The sequence below is a fragment of the Variovorax sp. IB41 genome, from assembly GCF_016405905.1.
In the GTDB taxonomy this organism is placed as follows: domain Bacteria; phylum Pseudomonadota; class Gammaproteobacteria; order Burkholderiales; family Burkholderiaceae_C; genus Variovorax.
This window is the reverse complement of sequence record NZ_JAEFCB010000025.1, coordinates 34,750-52,468: the sequence shown is the minus strand read 5'-3', so window position 1 is coordinate 52,468 and position 17,719 is coordinate 34,750. Positions and strand designations below refer to the sequence as shown.

Below are 17,719 nucleotides of genomic sequence, written 5' to 3'. Positions count from 1 at the left end.
GGTGGGCTCTGTTTCGCGAATGTCCCCCGGCTTCGCCTCCTCCTTGATTTCGCGAAACAGAGCCCACCATCAGCGCGAGCGCTTTCGGAGCGGTGGTTGATCGCCGATCACCAGCAGCGCGCCCAAGTGCACAGGGCACCGGGTACTCCCCGCAGCGAAATCAAGGAGGAGGGCGAAGCCCGGGGGACATTCGCGGAGGGGAGTACCCGGTGGCCTATGCACACACCCCGGAACCCCTTCGCAAAAGATCAAAGATCGGCCAACCCCATCGCCGGATCACTCACCGTGTGCTTGCCCGTTTCCACGCGCCCCGCAAAGCGGCGGTAGTAGCCCGCATCGGCATCGCAGGTGACAGCGAAGTCGTACCACTGGCCGCTCGCGGCGAGCTCCCAGTGCTGGTCGGTTGTCGCACCACCGTTGACAGTCGCGGTCCACGGACCGTCGCCGCGATAGGCCTTCGCGCGCACGGTGAACTTGCAGGCGTTCTTGCCGTCGTTGCGCATGCTCAGGTAGACGTTGCCGTTCGCGATGTCGTAGCACACGCGCACTTCAGGCACCGCCGCATCGCCGGCGCGCAGGCGATTGAGATCGCCCTTGAAGTGGCGGTGAAAGCCGTTCGGCCCGAGCACCCACAGGTCGTAGAAGCCGCTGTTGTCGGTCATCACCGTCCACGCGTCGTCCAGCGTCTTGCCGGGCTCCACCATGTAGCGGCGCGGCAGGCGATCGAGGTTGAGCTTGTCGTAGACATGAAACACCGCCGCCGCCTTGCCGGTGTTCGCGAACAACAGCTGCACCTTGCCGCCGATCGTGTCGGCCTTGGCGCTCGCATGCAGCTCGTAAGGCAGCGCGCGCGAGGGCCGCGTGCCGGTGAACTGGCGCGGCAACTGCGGATCGAGCGGCAGCGGCACCTGCGGCAACGCCTGCTGGGCGGTGCGCAGCTGGTCGGCATCGGCCTTCGTCGTGCGCCCCGTGAGCGTGGGCAGCGCCTCGCTGTTGGGCGTGGCGAAGTTGAAGGCGCTCGTCAAGTCGCCGCACACCGCGCGCCGGAACGGCGAGATGTTCGGCTCCTTCACGCCGAAGCGCGTCTCCAGAAAGCGCAGCACCGAGGTGTGGTCGAAGGCCTGCGAGCTGACCCAGCCGCCGCGGCTCCACGGCGAGATCACGTACATCGGCACGCGCGGGCCCGGGCCGTAGACGCGGCCGTCGGGCTTGGGTTGGCTGCCGCTGCCGGCCGGCGCCGGATGCGTGAAGTACTCGGCGCCCAGGTCCGCATCGGGCAGCGTGGTCTTGCCGGCGTAGGTGCCGTCGCCGTTGGGCGAAGGCGCCGAGGGCGAGGGCACGTGGTCGAAGTAGCCGTCGTTCTCGTCGAAGTTGATGAGCAGCACGGTCTTGCTCCACACCTCGGGCACGGCGGTGAGCGCGTCCAGCACTTCCTGCAGGAACCATGCGCCCTGCACGGGGCTCGACGGACCGGGGTGCTCGCAGTAGATCGAGGGCGCATTCATCCACGAGACCTGCGGCAGCTTGCCTTCGCGGATGTCGCGCTTGAACGCGTCCAGGTAGGTCTCGGGCGTCGTGCCCGGCAGCGTGTTGGCCACGCCCTTGTAGAGCGGGTTCTTCGCGTTGTCGGAGGCCGCGTCGTAGGCGTGGTACGGCAGCGCCTGGCCGGTCAGCGCATAGGGCTTTTGCGGCGCGCCGCCGCTGGAGACCGGAAAGCCCGAGGCGAGGTTTGCCTGGCGGAACTGCTGGAACGCGCCCAGCATGTTGTCGCCCCATTCGTCGGGCATGTTCTGGTAGCTGATCCACTTGACGCTCGCATCCTCCAGGCGCTCGGCATACGTCTTCCACGTGTAGCCGGTGTTGGCCGATGCGGGCAGGCCGTCGATCGCGTCCCACTCGTTGCGCACGAACGCCACGCCTTGCGCGGTCGGTCCGTTGGTGCCGGTGATGTGGAACGAGCGGTTCGCGTCGGTGCCGGTGTGCATGCCGCAGTGGTACGCGTCGCAGATCGTGAAGGCGTTGGCCAGCGCGTACTGGAAGGGGACCTCGGCCTCCTTGTGGTACCCCATCGCCTTGTTGGTCTTGTAGCGCGGCCACTGGTACATGCGGCCGTTGTCCCACGCGTTCTGGCTGTCGTTCCAGTCGTGCGGCGTGCCGCCGTCGCGCTGGGCGTTGCCCGTGCGGCTGTCGAAGTGGTACGGCAGGATGGGTTTGCCTGTCGCATCGCTTTGCTGCCACACGTTCAGCCCCTTGGGCAGCGGAATCGTGAATCGATCGCCGAAGCCGCGCACGCCCATGAGCGTGCCGAAGTAGTGGTCGAACGAGCGGTTCTCCTGCATCAGGATCACGACGTGCTCGACGTCCATGATCGTGCCGGTCTTGTTGTTGGCAGGGATCGCGAGGGCGCGGCGGATGCTCGGCGGAAAGGCCGAGAGCGCCAGCGCGGCAGCACCGGTGGTGGCGGTGCCCGTGAGGAATTTGCGGCGTGAATTCATGGGTCCGTGTTTTTCGGTAGGCATCACGCTCACAGGTCGGCCAGGCCCATGGCCGGATCGCTCACCGTGTGCTTGCCGTTTTCCACGCGGCCGGCAAAGCGCCGGTAGTAGGCCGGGTCGGCATCGCAGGTGACTGCGAAGTCGTACCACTGGCCGCTGCCGGCCAGCACCCACTGCTGCTCTGCCTTGGCGCCGCCTGCGACGGTGGCACCCCACGGGCCGTCGTCGCGGTAGGCCTTGGCGCGCACGGTGAACTTCGCGGGGTTCGTGCCGGCGTTGAGCATCTCCAGGTACACGTTGCCGTTGGCGATGTCGTAGCACACGCGCACCTCGGGGTTCGCGCCGCTCGTGCGCAGCGCATTGAGGTCGCCCTTGAAGTGGCGGTGAAAGCCGTTCGGCCCGAGCACCCACAGGTCGTAGAAGCCGCTGTTGTCGGTCATAGCGCTCCACGCGTCGTCCAGCGACTTGCCGGGCTCCACCATGAAGCGGCGCGGCAGGCGATCGAGGTTCAGCTTGTCGTAGACGTGGAACACGGCTGCGACCTTGCCGCTGTTCTTGAACAGCAGCTGGATCTTGCCGCCGACCGAATCGGCGCGCGCGCTCACGTGCAGCTCGTAGGGGAGCGCGCGCGAGGGGCGCGTGCCGGTGGCCTGGCGCGGCAGTTGCGGATCGAGCGGCAGCGGCACCTGCGCGAGGGCTTCCTGGTCGCTGCGCGTCTTGGTGGCGTCGGTGCGCGTGGTTCGGCCCGCGAGCGTGGGCAGCGCCTCGGTGTTGGGCGTTGCGAAGTTGAACGCGCTCGTCAAGTCGCCGCACACCGCGCGCCGGAACGGCGAGATGTTGGGCTCCTTCACGCCGAAGCGCGCCTCGATGAAGCGGATCACCGAGGTGTGGTCGAAGGCCTGCGAGTTGACCCAGCCGCCGCGGCTCCACGGCGAGACGATGTACATCGGGACGCGCACGCCGGGGCCGTAGACGCGGCCATCGGGCGCGGGTTGCCGGGTGGTGCCCGGCGGCTTGGGGTGCGTGAAGCGCTCGAAGGCGATGTCGGCTTCGGGCAGCGTCGTCTTGCCCGCGGCCGAACCGTCGGGGTTCAGCGAGGGCGCGGCCGGTGAGGGGTAGTGGTCGAAGTAGCCGTCGTTCTCGTCGAAGTTGATGAGCAGCACGGTCTTGCTCCAGACCTCGGGCACGGCGGTGAGCGCGTCCAGCACTTCCTGTACGTACCAGGCGCCTTCCACCGGGCTGGACGGTCCGGGGTGCTCCGAATAGGTGGAGGGCGCGACGATCCACGAGACCTGCGGCAGCTTGCCGTTCTTCACGTCGTTGCGGAAGGTGTTCAGGTACTCATCCACATTGGCGCCGGGCATGGTGTTGGCGATGCCCTTGTACAGCGGGTTGCCGACGTCATCGCTGGCCGGGTCGTAGGCCGGCACCGTGCCGGTGTTCGTGACTGGTTTGCCCGATGCCTCGCTGGCCTGCCGATACTGCTTGAAGCCCACGAGCGGGTTGTCGCCGAAGTTGTCGCGCATGTTTTCATAGACGATCCAGCTGATGCCGGCCGCCTGCAGGCGCTCGGGGAAAGTCTTCCACTCGTAGCCGGTGGTCGAGGGCGGCGTGTAGCTGTCGTCCCACTCGTTGGTGACCGAGGCCACGCCCGCGCCCGTGGGGCCGTTGGTGCCGGTCCAGTGGAACATGCGATTCGAGTTGGTGCCCGTGTGCATGCTGCAGTGGTAGCTGTCGCACAGCGTGAAGGCATTGGCCAGTGCGAACTGGAACGGCAACTCGGCCTGCTTGAGGTAGCCCATGGACTGGGTGTACGGCGCCGTGCCCGTCTTCTTGTATTTGGCCCACTGGTAGGCACGGCCGCCGTCCCATGCGTTCTGACTGTCGTTCCAGTCGTGCGGCGTGCCCGCAACGCGCTGCGCGTTGCCCTTGGTCTGGTCCAGGTGGTAGGGCAGCACGGGCTTGCCCGTGTCGTCGGCTTGCTGCCAGACATTGAGCCCCTTGGGCAGCGGAATGGTGAAGCGGTCACCGAAGCCGCGCACGCCCATGAGCGTGCCGAAGTAGTGGTCGAACGAGCGGTTCTCCTGCATCAGGATCACGATGTGCTCGACGTCCTGGATGGTGCCGGTCTTGTTGTTGGCCGGAATGGCGAGCGCGCGGCGAATGGCCGGCGGAAAGGCCGAGAGCGCGAGGGCGGCAGCGCCGGTGGTGGCGGTGCTCGTGAGGAAGTTGCGGCGCGAGTTCTTCATGGGCTTGTCGTTCTGCGGGTTCATGTCGCGGGAGTTCATGTCGCGCGGGGTCAGGGCGCGCAGCTCTTGACGGGGGCGACGCCGGTGTCGGGCGGCGTGGTGACCGGCGGGGTCGTCGTGGGCGGCGTGCCGGCGCCCGGCAGGCCGCCGAAGAAGCCGCCGCCGCCATCGCTGCCGCCACCGCAGGCGGACAGGGCACAGGCCACGACCAGCGTGGACAGCACGGGCACGAAGCGCGTGGCAAGGAATGGAATATTCATGATGGAGATCCTCTCGAGTCGTTTGTTGTCGGGGGGTGGTCAGGGACGGTTCAGGGCAGCAACATCAGCGGCTGGCCCGACTTGAAGATGCTCGCGAGCTCGTCGGTGGTGAGCGCGCGGTTCCAGATCGCGAACTCGTTGAAGTCCATCGCGCCGCGCGGCGAGCTGGTCTCGCGCTGGTAGTACTGGCCGGTGCCGTCTTCGTTGAGGCCGATGCCGTTCTTCAGGCCTCCCAGCTGCGCGACCAGCGCGCTCGTGAGCGTGGCGCTGCCGGTCTGCATGGCGCGGGCCGAATCGAACACGTAGCCGGTGAGCTGGAGGTTGGCCTTGTCGATCACGACCGCCACATAGGCCCACTGGCCCGCGCTGAGGCCGTAGCCGTTGCTGTCGGCGCGCGCGCTGCCGGTGCCCACGTTGAAGCGGATCTCGCAGCTGCCGAAGAGGCCGATCGCCAGGCCCGCGTTCGCGCCGGTGGTGTAGTTCTTGTTGGCGAGCATCGAGGCGCCGTTGCTTACGCCCTGGCTGCAGGTGGCGTCGGTGCGCACCCAGAAGCCGAGGGTGTAGGCGGTGACGGCCGGGTTGGTGGCCACGTCGGTGGTCTGCAGCAGGCGGTAGCCGGCCGAGCCGCCCGCGTTCTTCACCGTGCTGTCCACGCGCAGCGCCTTGACCTTGTAGGGAATCTTGAAACCGTCGTCGACCACGGTGCCGCCGTTGGCATCGGCCGCCCACGGTGCGAGCGTGGAGGCGCTCTTCAGGTCCGCGGCGGGCAGCGTGTCCAGCGGGTAGTAGTTCACGAGGCCGTTCGCCAGCGTGGGCGCGAGCGTCGCGGGCTTCACGTAGGCCAGCTGCGCGGCGAGCGCGAGGCTGGCTTCGCCGGAAACGACGGTGTACTGGTAGGTGTAGACGCCATCGGCATCGGCCACGATGGGATCGCTGTACGCGGTCGAGCCGGCCGGCAGCGCAGCCACCAGCTTGCCGCCCCGCAGCACCAGCACCGGCGCGCTCGCATCGCCCGAGAGCGTCCATGCGAGATCGATGCTGGTCTTGTCCGCGCCGGCCTTGGCCGAGAGATTGCGCAACGACGTCGCGGCCTGCAGCGCCTGTCCGTTGAAGGTGTAGGCCTGGGCGACCGGCAGCGCGCCGAGATGGCGCAGCACGGTCGGCGCGATGTCGGTGGCCGCGGCGAGTTGCAGCAACGCGGTGTCTGCTGGCGCTGCCGTGCCGACGCCCGGCAACGCGGCCAGCGTCTTGTTGCTGGCGATGAAGACGGTCTTGTTGTCGATCGCCTGCAGGCCGGTGGCGGTGCCGAAGGCATCCAGGCCGTGGCCGGTCGTGAGGATGACGAGCCAGTCCTCCTTCGCATCGTTGGCGGTGCGTTTGGCGATGCGTGCGAGCAACTGGCCGATGGCGGCCGAGGTGTCCGAGATTGCGCGCTGGTAGGCATCGCTCTTCAAGCCATTGCCGACGGCTGCGGCGGGTGCGCCGTATTGCGCGACCGTGAGGTCGTAGCCGGCATCGATGAACTGCGCGGTGCGCTCGGTCACGCAGGCATCGGCGCCCGCGCAATCGACGGCGCCGTCGACGGTGCCGTCGACGGTGCCGCTCTCGCTGGCCATGAGCTGCGGATAGAGCACATTGGCCGTGACCGAAGCGGTCTTGTAGCCGGCCGCCTTGTTCTGCTTGGCGAGCGCGAAGACCGAGGGCGCGAGCTTCGCGTCGATGCGCTGCTCGGCCGTGTCCCAGCGCACGCCGTGGCGCGGCACCCAGGTGCCCGTGAGCAGCGTGGCCCAACCCGGGCCGTCGGTGGTGCGCTGTTCGCTCGGCGTGCCGTTGGCGCCGCCGGTCCATGCCGGTGCGATGCGCAGTGACTGCAGCGCGGGCACCTTGTTCTGCGCGATCGCATCGCGCAGGGCGGCGTGCGTGAGGCCGTCGATCTCGACGACGAGTGCCTTGGGGCCGCTCTTGCCCTGGTTCGTGCCGGATGCCGGCGGATTGGCGCCGCCAACACCACCACCACCATTGTTGGCAGGTGGCACGTTGACGAGCGGGAACGCGGGGCCGCCGCCACCGCCGCCGCCGCAGGCGGCAAGCACGATGGACGTGGCAAGGGGCAGGAGCCAGCGCGTGGAAAGCGGGGCGTGCGAAGGTGTGATCGGGCGCATCGGAGTAAGCCGGTGGGTCTGTCTGTCGGAGGGATGGAAGCCGGCGCGGCAAAAAAAAAGTGCCACAAGGGCACTGCGCACCGAACAGACAGCGAGGCTAAGAAGCGCGCGTTACGCGGCAATGAATGCGCGATGACAGAGCGAAGTCGTGCGCGTGACGACGCGCGGATTCAGCACTTCAAAGTGGGCGGTATCGTTCAACGAATATCGCGGAACCGGCTTTGCCGGGCCGCAGATATTGCCCCCTGCAAGGGGGTTGGCGAAGCGACACGAAGTGCGCGAAGCCTGGGGGTCAGCCCTCGTTACTGATGCCGCTGGACACATGCCCCGCGGGCACATGCCGCGAAGCCGCATCGACGTGACCGGTCTGGTCGTCGAAGAAAAAATCAGGCTCGAACTCGCGCAGGAATTCGCCCTTGGGCAGGCCGCCGAGAAACATCGCTTCGTCCACGCGGATGTTCCAGTTCATCAGCGTGCGGATCGCGCGCTCGTGCGCCGGCGCACTGCGCGCGGTGACCAGCGCGGTGCGAATGCGCATCTGCGCATTGCCCGCCATCTGCAGCCGGTGCAGCGCCATCAGCAGCGGCTTGAACGGGCCTTCGGGCAGCGGCAGGTCGGCCTTGCTCAACTCGTGCGCCTGGAAGGCGTCGAGCCCCTCGGCCTGGAACACCCGCTCGGCTTCGTCGGAGAACAGCACCGCATCGCCGTCGAAGGCGATGCGCACTTCGTTGGGCCAGGCGTCGCTCGCCTTCACCGATTCGACCAGCACGCGCGCGGCCGGAAAGCCCGCGACCAGCGCCTCGCGCACGTCCTGCGCATTGACCGAGAGAAAGAGATGTGCGCGCAGCGGGCGCAGGTAGCCGAATGGTGGGCGGCCCTGCGTGAACACGCCGCGCTGCAGCTTGATGTCGGCGGCCGCGCTCGACTTGAAGATGCGCATGCCCGAGACCGGGTCGTTGCGGGAAAGGATCACCACTTCCACGCGCTGCACGCCATCGTCGTTGAAGCGCAGCAACTTGCGGATCAGCGAGTACGCGATGCCGGGGGCGGCGGGCACATCGAGCCGGTCCAGCTGCAGCTTCATGTAGCCCTCGTTGTCGCCGGCCTCGAAGATGCGGTTTTCTTCTTCGAGGTTGAAGAGGGCGCGCGAGGAAATCGCGACCACGAGCTTGTCTTCGAGGGTGACTGGCATGGGGTGATTCAGTTCGCTTCGTTGGGCGCGTCGTTGGGCGCGTCATCGGGCGCGTCATCGGGCGCGTCATCGGGCGCGTAGTAGAGCGTATCCGACCAGTAGCCCAGCCCCAGCTCGCGCAGGGGCGCCTCGATGCTCTCCTGCGACGGCGCGAAGATGCGCTCCCAGAAGTTCTTTTTCTTCGGCGCGAGCCGGGCGATGGCGGCTTCGATCTCCGCGTCGATGTCCTGCACGTCGCGCAGCAGGCTCGCGGCCTGCTCGCCCAGCGGCTCGTCGCCCATGTCGAGGATCTCGGCGCACTCCAGCACGAAGTAGCCGTTGCGGTCGGCGTGGCGGTTCAGGAAGTCCAGGGCCTCGTCCCGCAGCGGCGCGACCGAAGGGTGGTCGATGCGGGCCAAAAACTGCTGGAGCCGGCCGATGCCCGCGCCGGCGCGGCCCGCGAGCGCGGTCGGTTCGTCCAGGCTGGTCCAGATCATCGAGCGGCACAGCTGCACGTCCGCGGACACCAGCAGCTGGTAGACCAGCGGTATGTCGTAGTTGCGCTCCGAGATGCCCTTGACCTGCCGCGGATCGTCCTTCGCGGGATCGGGCCCCGGCACGAACGGGCTGGCGAACAGGTAGCTCCGATTGGCCATGGCGGCGAGGCTCCCTTGGGGTTATTTGACGAACTGGTTCAGCTGGATGATCGGCAGCATCACGGCCAGCACGATCAGCATCACCACGCCGCCCATCGCCACGATCAGGAGCGGCTCCAGGATGGTGGCCAGGCGCATCGCGCGCCGCTGCACTTCGGCGCCCAGCTGGTTGGCCGCGCGCTGCAGCATCAGCGGCAGCGTGCCGGTCTGCTCGCCCAGGCGCGCGAACATCGACACGAGGCCCGGAAAGCGTTTCTTCTGCGCGAGCGCCGAAGCGAGCGGCGCGCCTTCGCGCACCAGCACCAGCGCGTCGAGCGCGTCGGCGCGCATCGCGCGGTTGCCCAGTGTTTCGGAGGCCGCCTGCAGCGCGCGCAGGATCGGCACGCCAGCGGTGGCCAGCATCGCGAGCGTGCTGGCGAAGCGCGCCGCGTTGTAGCCGCGCGCGAGCTTGCCCACCAGCGGCAGCTTGAGCCAGGCCGCATCGAACTTCAGGCGGAACGCCTCTTGCGCGAGCGCCACGCGAACGCCGATGGCGGTGAGCACCACGCCGCCCAGCATCCACCAGCCGTAGTTGCGCACGCCCGCGCTCAGCGAGAGCATCACGGTGGTGAGAAAGGGCAGCGAGCGCTTGGTGCCCGCGAACACCTGCGCCACCTGCGGCACCACGTAGCTCACGAGAAAGATCACGATCACGATCGCCACCAGCGTGACGATGGCCGGGTACAGCGCCGCGCCGATCAGCTTCTGCTGCAGCGCCTGGCGTTCTTCCAGGTCGTCGGCCAGGCGATCGAGCACGAGGCCCAGGTTGCCGCTCTGCTCGCCGGCGCCGATCACCGCGGTGTAGATGGGCGAGAACTCGCGCGAGTGCGCCGACAGCGCGCGCGCGAATGGCGAACCCGCGTTGACCTCGGCGCGCAGCGACGCGACCAGGTTGCGCTGCGGTTCGGACTCGGCTTCGTCGGTGAGCGCCGTGAGCGCGCGTTCGAGCGGCAGGCCGGAAGAGACGAGGCCCGCGAGCTGGCGCGTCCACACCGCAAGGCCTGTGGAATTGAAGACGCGCTTGCCGCCGCCCAGCCAGCGACTCAGGCTGCTGCGCTGGCCGGTGCCGTTGATGTGGTCGCTGCCGACCGGCGTGACCGACAGCGGAATCAGCGCCTGCGCGCGCAGCAGGCTGCGGGCGCTGCGCGCGGTGTCGGCCTCGAGCACGCCTTCGCGCGATTGGCCGCTGGCGTCGATGGCTTCGAAGGAATAGGCGGGCATGGCGGGTGTGACGAGGTGGGGCGCTGGCCGCTAGTCGCGTGTGACGCGCAAGAGTTCTGCGCGCGAGGTGATGCCCGCCTGCACCAGCCGCTCGCCGTCTTCGCGCATGAGCCTGAGACCGCCGCGCGCGCCGGCCTGGAGCAGTTCGCTCTCGGCCGCCTTGCTGTGGATGAGGCCCTGCACGGTTTCGTCGGCCACCAGCAATTCGAAGATGCCGGTGCGGCCCTGATAACCCGTCTGGCCGCAGACGTCGCAGCCCGCGCCGCCGCAGCTGGTGCAGACCTTGCGCACGAGGCGCTGCGCGAGCACGCCCAGGAGCGACGAGCTCAGGAGGAATGGCTCGACGCCCATGTCGGTGAGACGCGTGACGGCGCTGACCGAGTCGTTGGTGTGCAGCGTCGCGAGCACCAGGTGGCCGGTGAGCGACGCCTGGATGGCGATCTGCGCGGTCTCGAAGTCGCGGATTTCGCCGATCATGATCACATCCGGGTCCTGCCGCAGGATCGCGCGCAGGGCCTTGGCGAAGGTGAGTTCGATCTTCGCGTTGATCTGCGTCTGGCCCACGCCCGGCAGCTCGTACTCGATGGGGTCTTCCACCGTCATGATGTTGCTGCGGCTCGCATCGAGCCGGGCCAGCGCCGCATACAGCGTGGTGGTCTTGCCCGAGCCGGTCGGCCCGGTCACCAGGATGATGCCGTGCGGCTGCGTGATGAGTTTCTCGAAGCGCTGCAGCGTGTCGCCCTGCATGCCCACCGATTCGAGCGTGAGTTTCGATTCGCTTTTGTCCAGCAAACGCAGCACCGCGCGTTCGCCGTGCGCGCTCGGCAGCGTGGAGACGCGCACGTCGACCGCGCGCGTGCCGATGCGCAAGCTGATGCGCCCGTCCTGCGGCAGCCGTTTCTCGGAGATATCGAGGTCGGCCATGATCTTCAGGCGCGAGATCAGCGCGGCGTGCAGCGCGCGGTTGGGCTGCACCACCTCGCGCAGCGTGCCGTCGATGCGAAAGCGCACGGAGGAGGTCCGCTCGTAGGGCTCGATGTGGATGTCGCTCGCGCCGTCGCGCGCGGCCTGCGTGAGCAGCGCGTTGAGCATGCGGATGATGGGCGCGTCGCCGGCGCTGGCCAGCAAGTCTTCGACCGCCGGCAGCTCCTGCATCATGCGCGAGAGGTCGGCGTCGTTCTGCACTTCGCTCACCACCGCGGCGGCGCTCGATTCGCCCTGCGCGTAGGCCGCGCTGATGCGCTGTGCGAGCGCCGCGTCGGCCAGCACCTCGAAGGCCTGCACGCTGTACTTGCGCGCCACCTCGCCGACCGCGCTGCGCGCGGGGTGCGACGACATCCACAGCGTGTAGCGGCCGTCGTCGGCTTCTTCGAGAAGGAGTTGCTGGCTGCGTGCGAACGCGTAGGGAAGCGGGTAGCGCATGGACATCAAGGCAGTTCGCGCGCGCTGACCGGGTCGGCGGTGGGAGGCAGGGCGCCGCGCAGGGGGCTCGGGGCGAGCTTGCGGTTGTCGGCCGGCAACGCGGGCGGCGGGATCAGTTGCGTGCCCTGCTCGCGCAGGCTGCCGCTGCGGCCGGTCGTGGTGCCCAGCGGCGGCGAGGGCGGCAGGATGGGCGCCGCATCGACGGAGCGCAGCATCACGTTGTCGGCATTGGGCTGCACCACCTGCTGCAGGCCGCGGATCTGGTCGTAGCGGTCGTAGGCGAAGGCCTCGGTCGATGCGGCGTCGCGCATCACCACCGGGCGCAGGAACATCATGAGGTTCTTCTTGCTGCGCGAGCGGTTCTCGCTCTTGAAGAGGTTGCCCACCACCGGGATGTCGCCCGCGAGCGGCACCTTGTCGATGCTGGTGCCGTAGGTGTCCGACAGCAGGCCGCCGAGCATCACGAGGCCGCCGTCGTCCACCAGCACGCTCGACTCGAGCGAGCGCTTGTCCGTCGTGGGGCCGTTCGGGTCGGTGAGCGTGCCGGCCGCGACGCTGGAGATCTCCTGGAAGATCTGCATCTTCACGGTGCCGTTCTCGTTGATCGTGGGGCGCACGCGCAGTGTGAGGCCCACGTCCTTGCGCTCCACGGTGGTGAACGGGTTGATGCCCACAGAGCCCGACGTGCTCGCGTACGAGCCGGTGGGGAAGGGCACGTTCTGGCCGATCACGATCTTGGCCTCTTCGTTGTCCAGTGTCAGCAGGTTGGGCGTGGACAGCACGTTGGCGTCGTTGTCGTTGCTGAAGAAGTTGGCAATGGCGCCCAGGATGTACTGGCCGCCGATCTTGCCGGCAATGCCCAGGTTCAGGCCCTGCCCGAGCTGGATGCCGGCCGGGTTCTTGGTGGCGATGGCCTGCGTCAGCGCCAGGATGTTCGCGCCGCTGAGCGACGAGTTGGTGCCGATGAGCGCGTTGTTGCCCAGCGCGCTCTGCCATTGCACGCCGAAGCTGGCCGCCTTGGTGGCGTTCACCTCGACGATCAGCGCCTCGATCATCACTTGCGCGCGCCGGCCGTCGAGCCGGTCGATCACCGCGCGCATCTGCCGGTACTGCGGCTCGGGCGCCGTGATGATCAGCGAGTTGGTCGACGGGTCGGCCTGGATCTGGCCGCCGGTCGAAGGCTGGTTGGCGTTGTTCAGCGGCGCGTTGGCGGCTGCGGAGCCGCCCTGTCCGCTGTTGCCGCTCAAGCTGTTCTGGTTGTTTTGCTGGAAGCTGGCCTGCTGCGGCGCGGGGCTGCTGCCGCCGCCGCCAGCGGCACCGGGCGAGCCCGGCGTGGACTGCTGGTTGGCCGCCATCGCGGCGCGCAGCGTGGCTGCCAGGCGCACCGCATCGGCGTTCTTCAGGTAGACCACGTAGATGTTGCCGGCCAGGCCGTTGCTGCTTTCCGCGGGCGCGCGGTCGAGCTTCTCGACCAGCGTGCGCACCAGCTGCGCGCGCGCAGGGTTGGCCGCGCGCAGGATCAGCGAATTGCTGCGCGGATCGGCCAGCAGCGTGGTGCGGAACGACGCATCGACCGCGCCCGGCGCAGCACCCGGCGCCGCGCCCGAACCGCTGCCGTCGACCAGCCGCTGCACGAGCGGCAGCAGGTCGCTGGCCACTGAATGCTTGAGCTGGATGATTTCGATGTCCGACGCATTGGGCACGTCGAGCGCCGCGATGATGCGCGCCAGGCGGCGCATGTTGTCGGCGTAGTCGGTGATCACGAGCGAGTTGTTGCCCGGGTTCACGTTGATGGTGTTGTTCGGCGGAATCAGCGGGCGCAGCACCGGCAGCAGGCTGTTGGGCGATTCGTAGTTGAGCCGGAAGATCTGCGTGACGATCTGGTTGCTGCCCGACGATGCGGTGGCGCCGATCGAGGTGTTCACCGTGCTGCTCTGCAGCTTGGCGTCGGCCTCTGGCACCACTTTGTAGAGGCCGTCGGCCTCCACCACCGCAAAGCCCTGCAGCCGCAGCGCCGAGGCGAACTGGTTGAAGGCGGCGGCCGGCTGGATGGCGCGGTCGGTCACCAGGTTCATCGTGCCCTTCACGCGCGGATCGACCACCACGTCGCGCCCGGTGACCACCGCCATGGTGCGGGCCACGGCCTCGATGTCGGCGTTGGAGAAGTTGAGCGTGATCGGCTCGCCGCGGCGCGGCGCGTCGCCCTGCGCGAAGGCGGGCGGCAGCACCTGCAGGAACGACGCCGCGATCAGCAGGCGCGCCGCGAGCGCGACGATGCCCAGGCGTGCGCCGGGCGTGGACAGTGGCTTCATCATGGTCAACCCAGGGTGATGATCGAACGCGCGTTGTCGCGCCGTCCGATGATGTTCAACAAATTGGAAAGAGCGTCTTCGCGGCCGGCCGCGGCACTGGCTTCGCCGTTGAAGCGAAAGGTTGTGCCGTTCCAGCTGCCGCTGCCGTTCAGCTGCAGGCTGCCTTCGCGCGTGCTCAGCAGGAGCGTGGGGCTGTTGCCGCCTTCGAGCGAGAGCCGGTAGCTGCCCATCGGCTTGAGGGTCGACAGGCTGGAGGAAACATCCGTGGCATCGAGCGTGGCCTGGCCCGCGATGCGCAGCACGGGGCCGTCCCATTGCAGCGAGAAGGCCTTGGTGGAAAGGTCGAGCGCGCCGTCGAGCTTGAGCGTGTTCCACGGCGCGCCCAGGCCCGTGAGCATCGTGGCGGGCCAGCGCGAGCGGCCGTCCAGCCAGTCGACCTTCATGCCGTTGCCGCGCGGGCTGGCCTTGAGTTCGAGAGGGCGCGGGGCACAGCAGGGCAAATCGAGCGAGGCGAAGATGCCGCTGAAGCTGGGCCGCAGGCGCCAGTGCAGGAGGCCGGGGAGCGAGACGGCCTGCGCGCTGCCGGAGCCGCTGGCGAACACCACGGCGGCCGCGCCGTTCCAGACCGTGCCGCGCGGATTGACCAGCAGCAGCCGGCCCTGGCTCCAGCTGGACAGCGCCGAGGCGAGCCAGCGCGCGGGGGCGAAGAGCGCCACCGCGAGCACCGCGCCGATCGCGATGCCGACGAGGGCCCAGCGCCAGCCGCGCCGCGGCTTGGGCTCGGAGAGCGGGGAAAGAGGAGCGCGCGTCACCATGCCGGGCTGTTCATCGGGGGGCGGGCAACGCCATCACGACCGTGCCCTCCCAGCGCACCTGCGGAAGCTGCGGTGCGTCTTTGTTGCCCGGTGCCGGCGGGGTGGCGGGCGCGCGTGTCAGGTGCACTTCGCGCGGCACCGCATGCGCATTGCCACGCGCCTGCGCGAGCCACTGGGCGACCGTGCTGGCGGGCGTGGCGCGCAGCGTGACGGTGGCGCCATCGCCGCCGGCCGTCATGAGTTGCGCGTTGTTGACGCCGAGAACTTCTCGCACCGAGGTTTCGAGCGAGCGCAGCGCGTCGTCGCGAGCCAGGCGCGGTTGCGACTGCAGCGCTTTCGCGCGGTTCTGCAAGGTGGCCATCTGCTGCAATTGCGCATCGAGCTGCGCGTGTTCGGCCGGTGCCGCGGCCAGCGTGCGCAACGCGGGGGCGAGCGCAATCCACCAGAGCAAGGCCAGTGCCACGAGCGCGATGGCGCCGCCGACCATCTGGCGTTCGCGCATCGCGAGGGCGGCCCAGCGGGCCTTGAGTTGTTCGCTGAAGTTCATCGGGGGGTGGCCTCGGCCTGCACGAGCAGCAGATCGCCCTCGGTGCGCACGCTGTAGCCGCGCGGCGCCATCGCGCCGGTGATCTGCGAGACCTCCGACGGCTGCAGCCCGAGGCCGCGCAGGCGCAGCTGGCCACCGGTGTAGTCGACGGCTGAAGGGGTTCGGCCGGGCGGAAGGTTGGTGGCGAGGGCGCCGACCATGGGTTCGAAATCGGTTGCGGCCACGTCGCCCACGGCCTGCTGCAGCGCCGCGACTTCGCGCGTCATCTGCAGTTGCGGGTCGATCACGATCTTCACCGAGGGAAAGGTCTGCGTGAGGACGGTCTTGGCGGCCTGGCGCTTGGCCTCGAGCGCGTTGCGCTCCTTCCAGGCCCAGGCATTGAGGCCGATGAGCTGTGTCAGCAGCAGCACGACGACGCCCCAGCGCGCGGCGCGCCATTCGGGTGCGTAGCGCAGCGTCTGCAGCACCGAGGCGAATTTCTTGCCTGCGCGCGCGCGGCCCGTTGCGGCGAGGTCGAACTGTGCGAGCTCCCACGGCGTGCGCGCGGCGTTGAGCCAGCGCTGCGGCGCCTGCACGATCGGCACGCGGCGCTCCAGCAGGTGCTCGGCCGCCTCGGCGACCGCGGGTTCGGTGGTGATGACGGCGGTATCGAGCGGCAGGCCGCCCGACAGTGCGAGCCCCGCGCCGACCAGCGGCAGCGAGACCACGCCGTCGGCATCGCTCACGGTGAGCTGCGGGGCTTCGGGTTCGCCGGTGATCTGCAGCAGCGGCGGGCCGTCGGCCGTCTGCGGCGCGAATTCGGGGACGATGCGCACGACGCGGCGGCCGGCCGCTTCGAGCCCCTGCACGATGCTGCGCAGCCAGATGCGGTTGCAGGCGGCCACCCACACCGGCCCGCCGGCCTTCGCGTCGGGCTCCAGCGCGAAGTGCAGGGCCTCGGGGTCGTCCAGCAGGTGCTCTTCGAGCAGGCCGTCGAGCACGGCGCGCAGCTTCGAGGCGCTGCCCATGCTGCCCTTGGGCAGCGTGACGCGGTGCCACGACAGCGCCGCCGAAGGAATGCCGAGCGTGACTTCGCTGCCCGAGGGCAGGAGCGCCAGCAGCGCGCGGCCCTGGTTGCGCAATGCAATGCCGTCGTCGCCGGCCTGGGCCCAGTCGTACTCACCCGCGGCGTCGGCCGGAGGCAGTGGGGCAATGAGCAGCAGCGGGGTCATGGAGGGGGTGTCGGAAAAGCCGGTGATTGTAGGAGGGCGTCTGACAGTCAATTGCTATTATTTAAATAGCGTACTCGACAGATGTGACGGGCGTTATAAGGCGTTTTGATCAATATATGTAAACCACACTCAGGGTTTGACCGGAGTGGTTGTTGCGCCGGCGCCGCGGGTGCGCCAGACCGTCGTCACCGTGACACCGTTGCGCTGCAGGAGCGAGTGCTCCTCGACCCAGGTGCGGTCCAGGCGCAGGCGCCCGTAGACCTCGAAGAACTGGGTGCCCACGCCGTGCTGGGCCGCGTTGAAGCGGGAGCCGCCGCTGGGCAGCCCGGCGTTGGCCTCGTCGATGGTCTTGAAATAGGAGCGGGTGCGCCTGTCCACCAGCTGCCGCGCGCTGGCGATCGGCAGGTTTTCCATGCTGGCGCTGATGGCCTCGGCGCTGGCGGTGTTGAGGTTGAGCGTGGTGCGCACCGGCAGGATCGTCACGTAGGGCTCGATGGCGGCAGCGGTCGAGGGCGAGAGCCCGAGCCACACCAGTTGCGAGACCTCCTGCGGCATCAGCGGCGCATTGCCCGCATCGCCGCCGCCCGAGGCCTCGTCGGTGCCGGTGGACAGCGCCCTGGCGAGCCCCGTGGTCATCTGGCTGAGTTCCGAAGCCGGCAGGCCCAGCAGGTTGAAGAGCCGGGTGAAAGTGGCGACGCTGGCCGGCACCGGCTTGCCCGCATCGACCAGCGTCAGCACGTTGAGCCTGGACTGGGCATCGACGATGCGGCCCGAGAGAAACGCGTCGGGCAGGCCATCGAGGTTGTCGCTCGCCACGTTCTTCTCGGCCGAGAGAAAGCTGGTGAGGCGCGCCTCTTCAAGCGGCACGGCCCACGGTTCGCCCAGGTGGTCGGGGCCGCCGGCGCGGCCGTCTTCGGCCAGGATCAGGCGCGACCAATCGAGCGCGCCGATCAGCACCCAGGCCGCCTGCACGCGCGCGCGCTCGGCGCCTTCGACTTCGGCCGCGCGCCATTGCTGCCACAGCGCGGCCGCGGAGAAGGTGGCCACGAGCATCACCGTCAGCATCGCGGCGAGCAGGGCGGCGCCGGACTGGCGGCGTGCACCGCGTGCACCGCGTGTACCGCGTGCACCGCGTGCACGGCGCATGAATGCAGGAACG

At 68.8% G+C, this 17,719-nt stretch carries 13 protein-coding genes; all 13 read right to left on the bottom strand.

Features of this window, described 5'->3' with window-relative positions; genetic code table 11:
* Window positions 1-248: 248 nt before the first annotated feature.
* The 13 genes from JC881_RS28960 to gspK all read right to left on the bottom strand — a co-directional run bounded on the left by JC881_RS28960 (window position 249) and on the right by gspK (window position 17,706).
* Window positions 249-2,495, bottom strand: coding sequence for a phosphocholine-specific phospholipase C (locus JC881_RS28960; protein ID WP_198789236.1), 2,247 nt, complete (start codon window positions 2,493-2,495; stop codon window positions 249-251).
* 29 nt (window positions 2,496-2,524) lie between these two features.
* Complete coding sequence (locus JC881_RS28955; protein ID WP_198789261.1) at window positions 2,525-4,744, bottom strand: phosphocholine-specific phospholipase C; 2,220 nt, start codon at window positions 4,742-4,744, stop codon at window positions 2,525-2,527.
* A gap of 50 nt (window positions 4,745-4,794) precedes the next feature.
* Window positions 4,795-5,004: a hypothetical protein gene (locus tag JC881_RS28950; protein WP_198789235.1), complete on the bottom strand. Its 210-nt coding sequence runs from the start codon at window positions 5,002-5,004 to the stop codon at window positions 4,795-4,797.
* Between the two features lie 50 nt (window positions 5,005-5,054).
* A complete protein-coding gene (locus JC881_RS28945; RefSeq protein WP_198789234.1) occupies window positions 5,055-7,166 on the bottom strand; it encodes a LamG-like jellyroll fold domain-containing protein in 2,112 nt (703 codons plus the stop codon).
* 292 nt (window positions 7,167-7,458) lie between these two features.
* Window positions 7,459-8,358, bottom strand: coding sequence for a 5'-nucleotidase (locus JC881_RS28940; protein ID WP_198789233.1), 900 nt, complete (start codon window positions 8,356-8,358; stop codon window positions 7,459-7,461).
* Between the two features lie 8 nt (window positions 8,359-8,366).
* Window positions 8,367-8,993, bottom strand: a complete 627-nt coding sequence (locus JC881_RS28935; protein ID WP_198789232.1) for a DUF7822 domain-containing protein — start codon at window positions 8,991-8,993, stop codon at window positions 8,367-8,369.
* Between the two features lie 21 nt (window positions 8,994-9,014).
* Complete coding sequence (gene gspF / locus JC881_RS28930; protein WP_198789231.1) at window positions 9,015-10,253, bottom strand: type II secretion system inner membrane protein GspF; 1,239 nt, start codon at window positions 10,251-10,253, stop codon at window positions 9,015-9,017.
* Between the two features lie 30 nt (window positions 10,254-10,283).
* The gene (locus JC881_RS28925; protein WP_198789230.1) at window positions 10,284-11,675 is read right to left on the bottom strand and encodes a GspE/PulE family protein; all 1,392 of its coding nucleotides are present in this window, start codon (window positions 11,673-11,675) and stop codon (window positions 10,284-10,286) included.
* A gap of 5 nt (window positions 11,676-11,680) precedes the next feature.
* Window positions 11,681-13,990 carry a type II secretion system secretin GspD gene (gene gspD, locus JC881_RS28920; protein WP_198789229.1) on the bottom strand — a complete coding sequence of 770 codons (2,310 nt, stop codon included), beginning with the start codon at window positions 13,988-13,990 and terminating at the stop codon, window positions 11,681-11,683.
* A 2-nt stretch (window positions 13,991-13,992) separates the two neighbouring features.
* Window positions 13,993-14,802 carry a type II secretion system protein N gene (gspN, locus tag JC881_RS28915; protein WP_198789228.1) on the bottom strand — a complete coding sequence of 270 codons (810 nt, stop codon included), beginning with the start codon at window positions 14,800-14,802 and terminating at the stop codon, window positions 13,993-13,995.
* 10 nt (window positions 14,803-14,812) lie between these two features.
* Window positions 14,813-15,349, bottom strand: coding sequence for a type II secretion system protein GspM (gene gspM / locus JC881_RS28910; RefSeq protein WP_198789227.1), 537 nt, complete (start codon window positions 15,347-15,349; stop codon window positions 14,813-14,815).
* The gene (gene gspL, locus JC881_RS28905) at window positions 15,346-16,560 is read right to left on the bottom strand and encodes a type II secretion system protein GspL (protein ID WP_198789226.1); all 1,215 of its coding nucleotides are present in this window, start codon (window positions 16,558-16,560) and stop codon (window positions 15,346-15,348) included. Before gspL ends, gspM begins: the two co-directional genes overlap by 4 nt.
* 129 nt (window positions 16,561-16,689) lie before the next feature.
* Complete coding sequence (gene gspK, locus JC881_RS28900; RefSeq protein WP_198789225.1) at window positions 16,690-17,706, bottom strand: type II secretion system minor pseudopilin GspK; 1,017 nt, start codon at window positions 17,704-17,706, stop codon at window positions 16,690-16,692.
* Between the last annotated feature and the right edge of the window lie 13 nt (window positions 17,707-17,719).

Excerpts from the sequence above, each read along its gene's own strand:
- JC881_RS28960 (WP_198789236.1), bottom strand. The coding sequence starts at position 2,495 with ATGAATTCACGCCGCAAATTCCTCACGGGCACCGCCACCACCGGTGCT.
- JC881_RS28955 (WP_198789261.1), bottom strand. The coding sequence starts at position 4,744 with ATGAAGAACTCGCGCCGCAACTTCCTCACGAGCACCGCCACCACCGGC.
- JC881_RS28950 (WP_198789235.1), bottom strand. The coding sequence starts at position 5,004 with ATGAATATTCCATTCCTTGCCACGCGCTTCGTGCCCGTGCTGTCCACG.
- JC881_RS28945 (WP_198789234.1), bottom strand. The coding sequence starts at position 7,166 with ATGCGCCCGATCACACCTTCGCACGCCCCGCTTTCCACGCGCTGGCTC.
- JC881_RS28940 (WP_198789233.1), bottom strand. The coding sequence starts at position 8,358 with ATGCCAGTCACCCTCGAAGACAAGCTCGTGGTCGCGATTTCCTCGCGC.
- JC881_RS28935 (WP_198789232.1), bottom strand. The coding sequence starts at position 8,993 with ATGGCCAATCGGAGCTACCTGTTCGCCAGCCCGTTCGTGCCGGGGCCC.
- gspF (WP_198789231.1), bottom strand. The coding sequence starts at position 10,253 with ATGCCCGCCTATTCCTTCGAAGCCATCGACGCCAGCGGCCAATCGCGC.
- JC881_RS28925 (WP_198789230.1), bottom strand. The coding sequence starts at position 11,675 with ATGCGCTACCCGCTTCCCTACGCGTTCGCACGCAGCCAGCAACTCCTT.
- gspD (WP_198789229.1), bottom strand. The coding sequence starts at position 13,990 with ATGATGAAGCCACTGTCCACGCCCGGCGCACGCCTGGGCATCGTCGCG.
- gspN (WP_198789228.1), bottom strand. The coding sequence starts at position 14,802 with ATGGTGACGCGCGCTCCTCTTTCCCCGCTCTCCGAGCCCAAGCCGCGG.
- gspM (WP_198789227.1), bottom strand. The coding sequence starts at position 15,349 with ATGAACTTCAGCGAACAACTCAAGGCCCGCTGGGCCGCCCTCGCGATG.
- gspL (WP_198789226.1), bottom strand. The coding sequence starts at position 16,560 with ATGACCCCGCTGCTGCTCATTGCCCCACTGCCTCCGGCCGACGCCGCG.
- gspK (WP_198789225.1), bottom strand. The coding sequence starts at position 17,706 with ATGCGCCGTGCACGCGGTGCACGCGGTACACGCGGTGCACGCGGTGCA.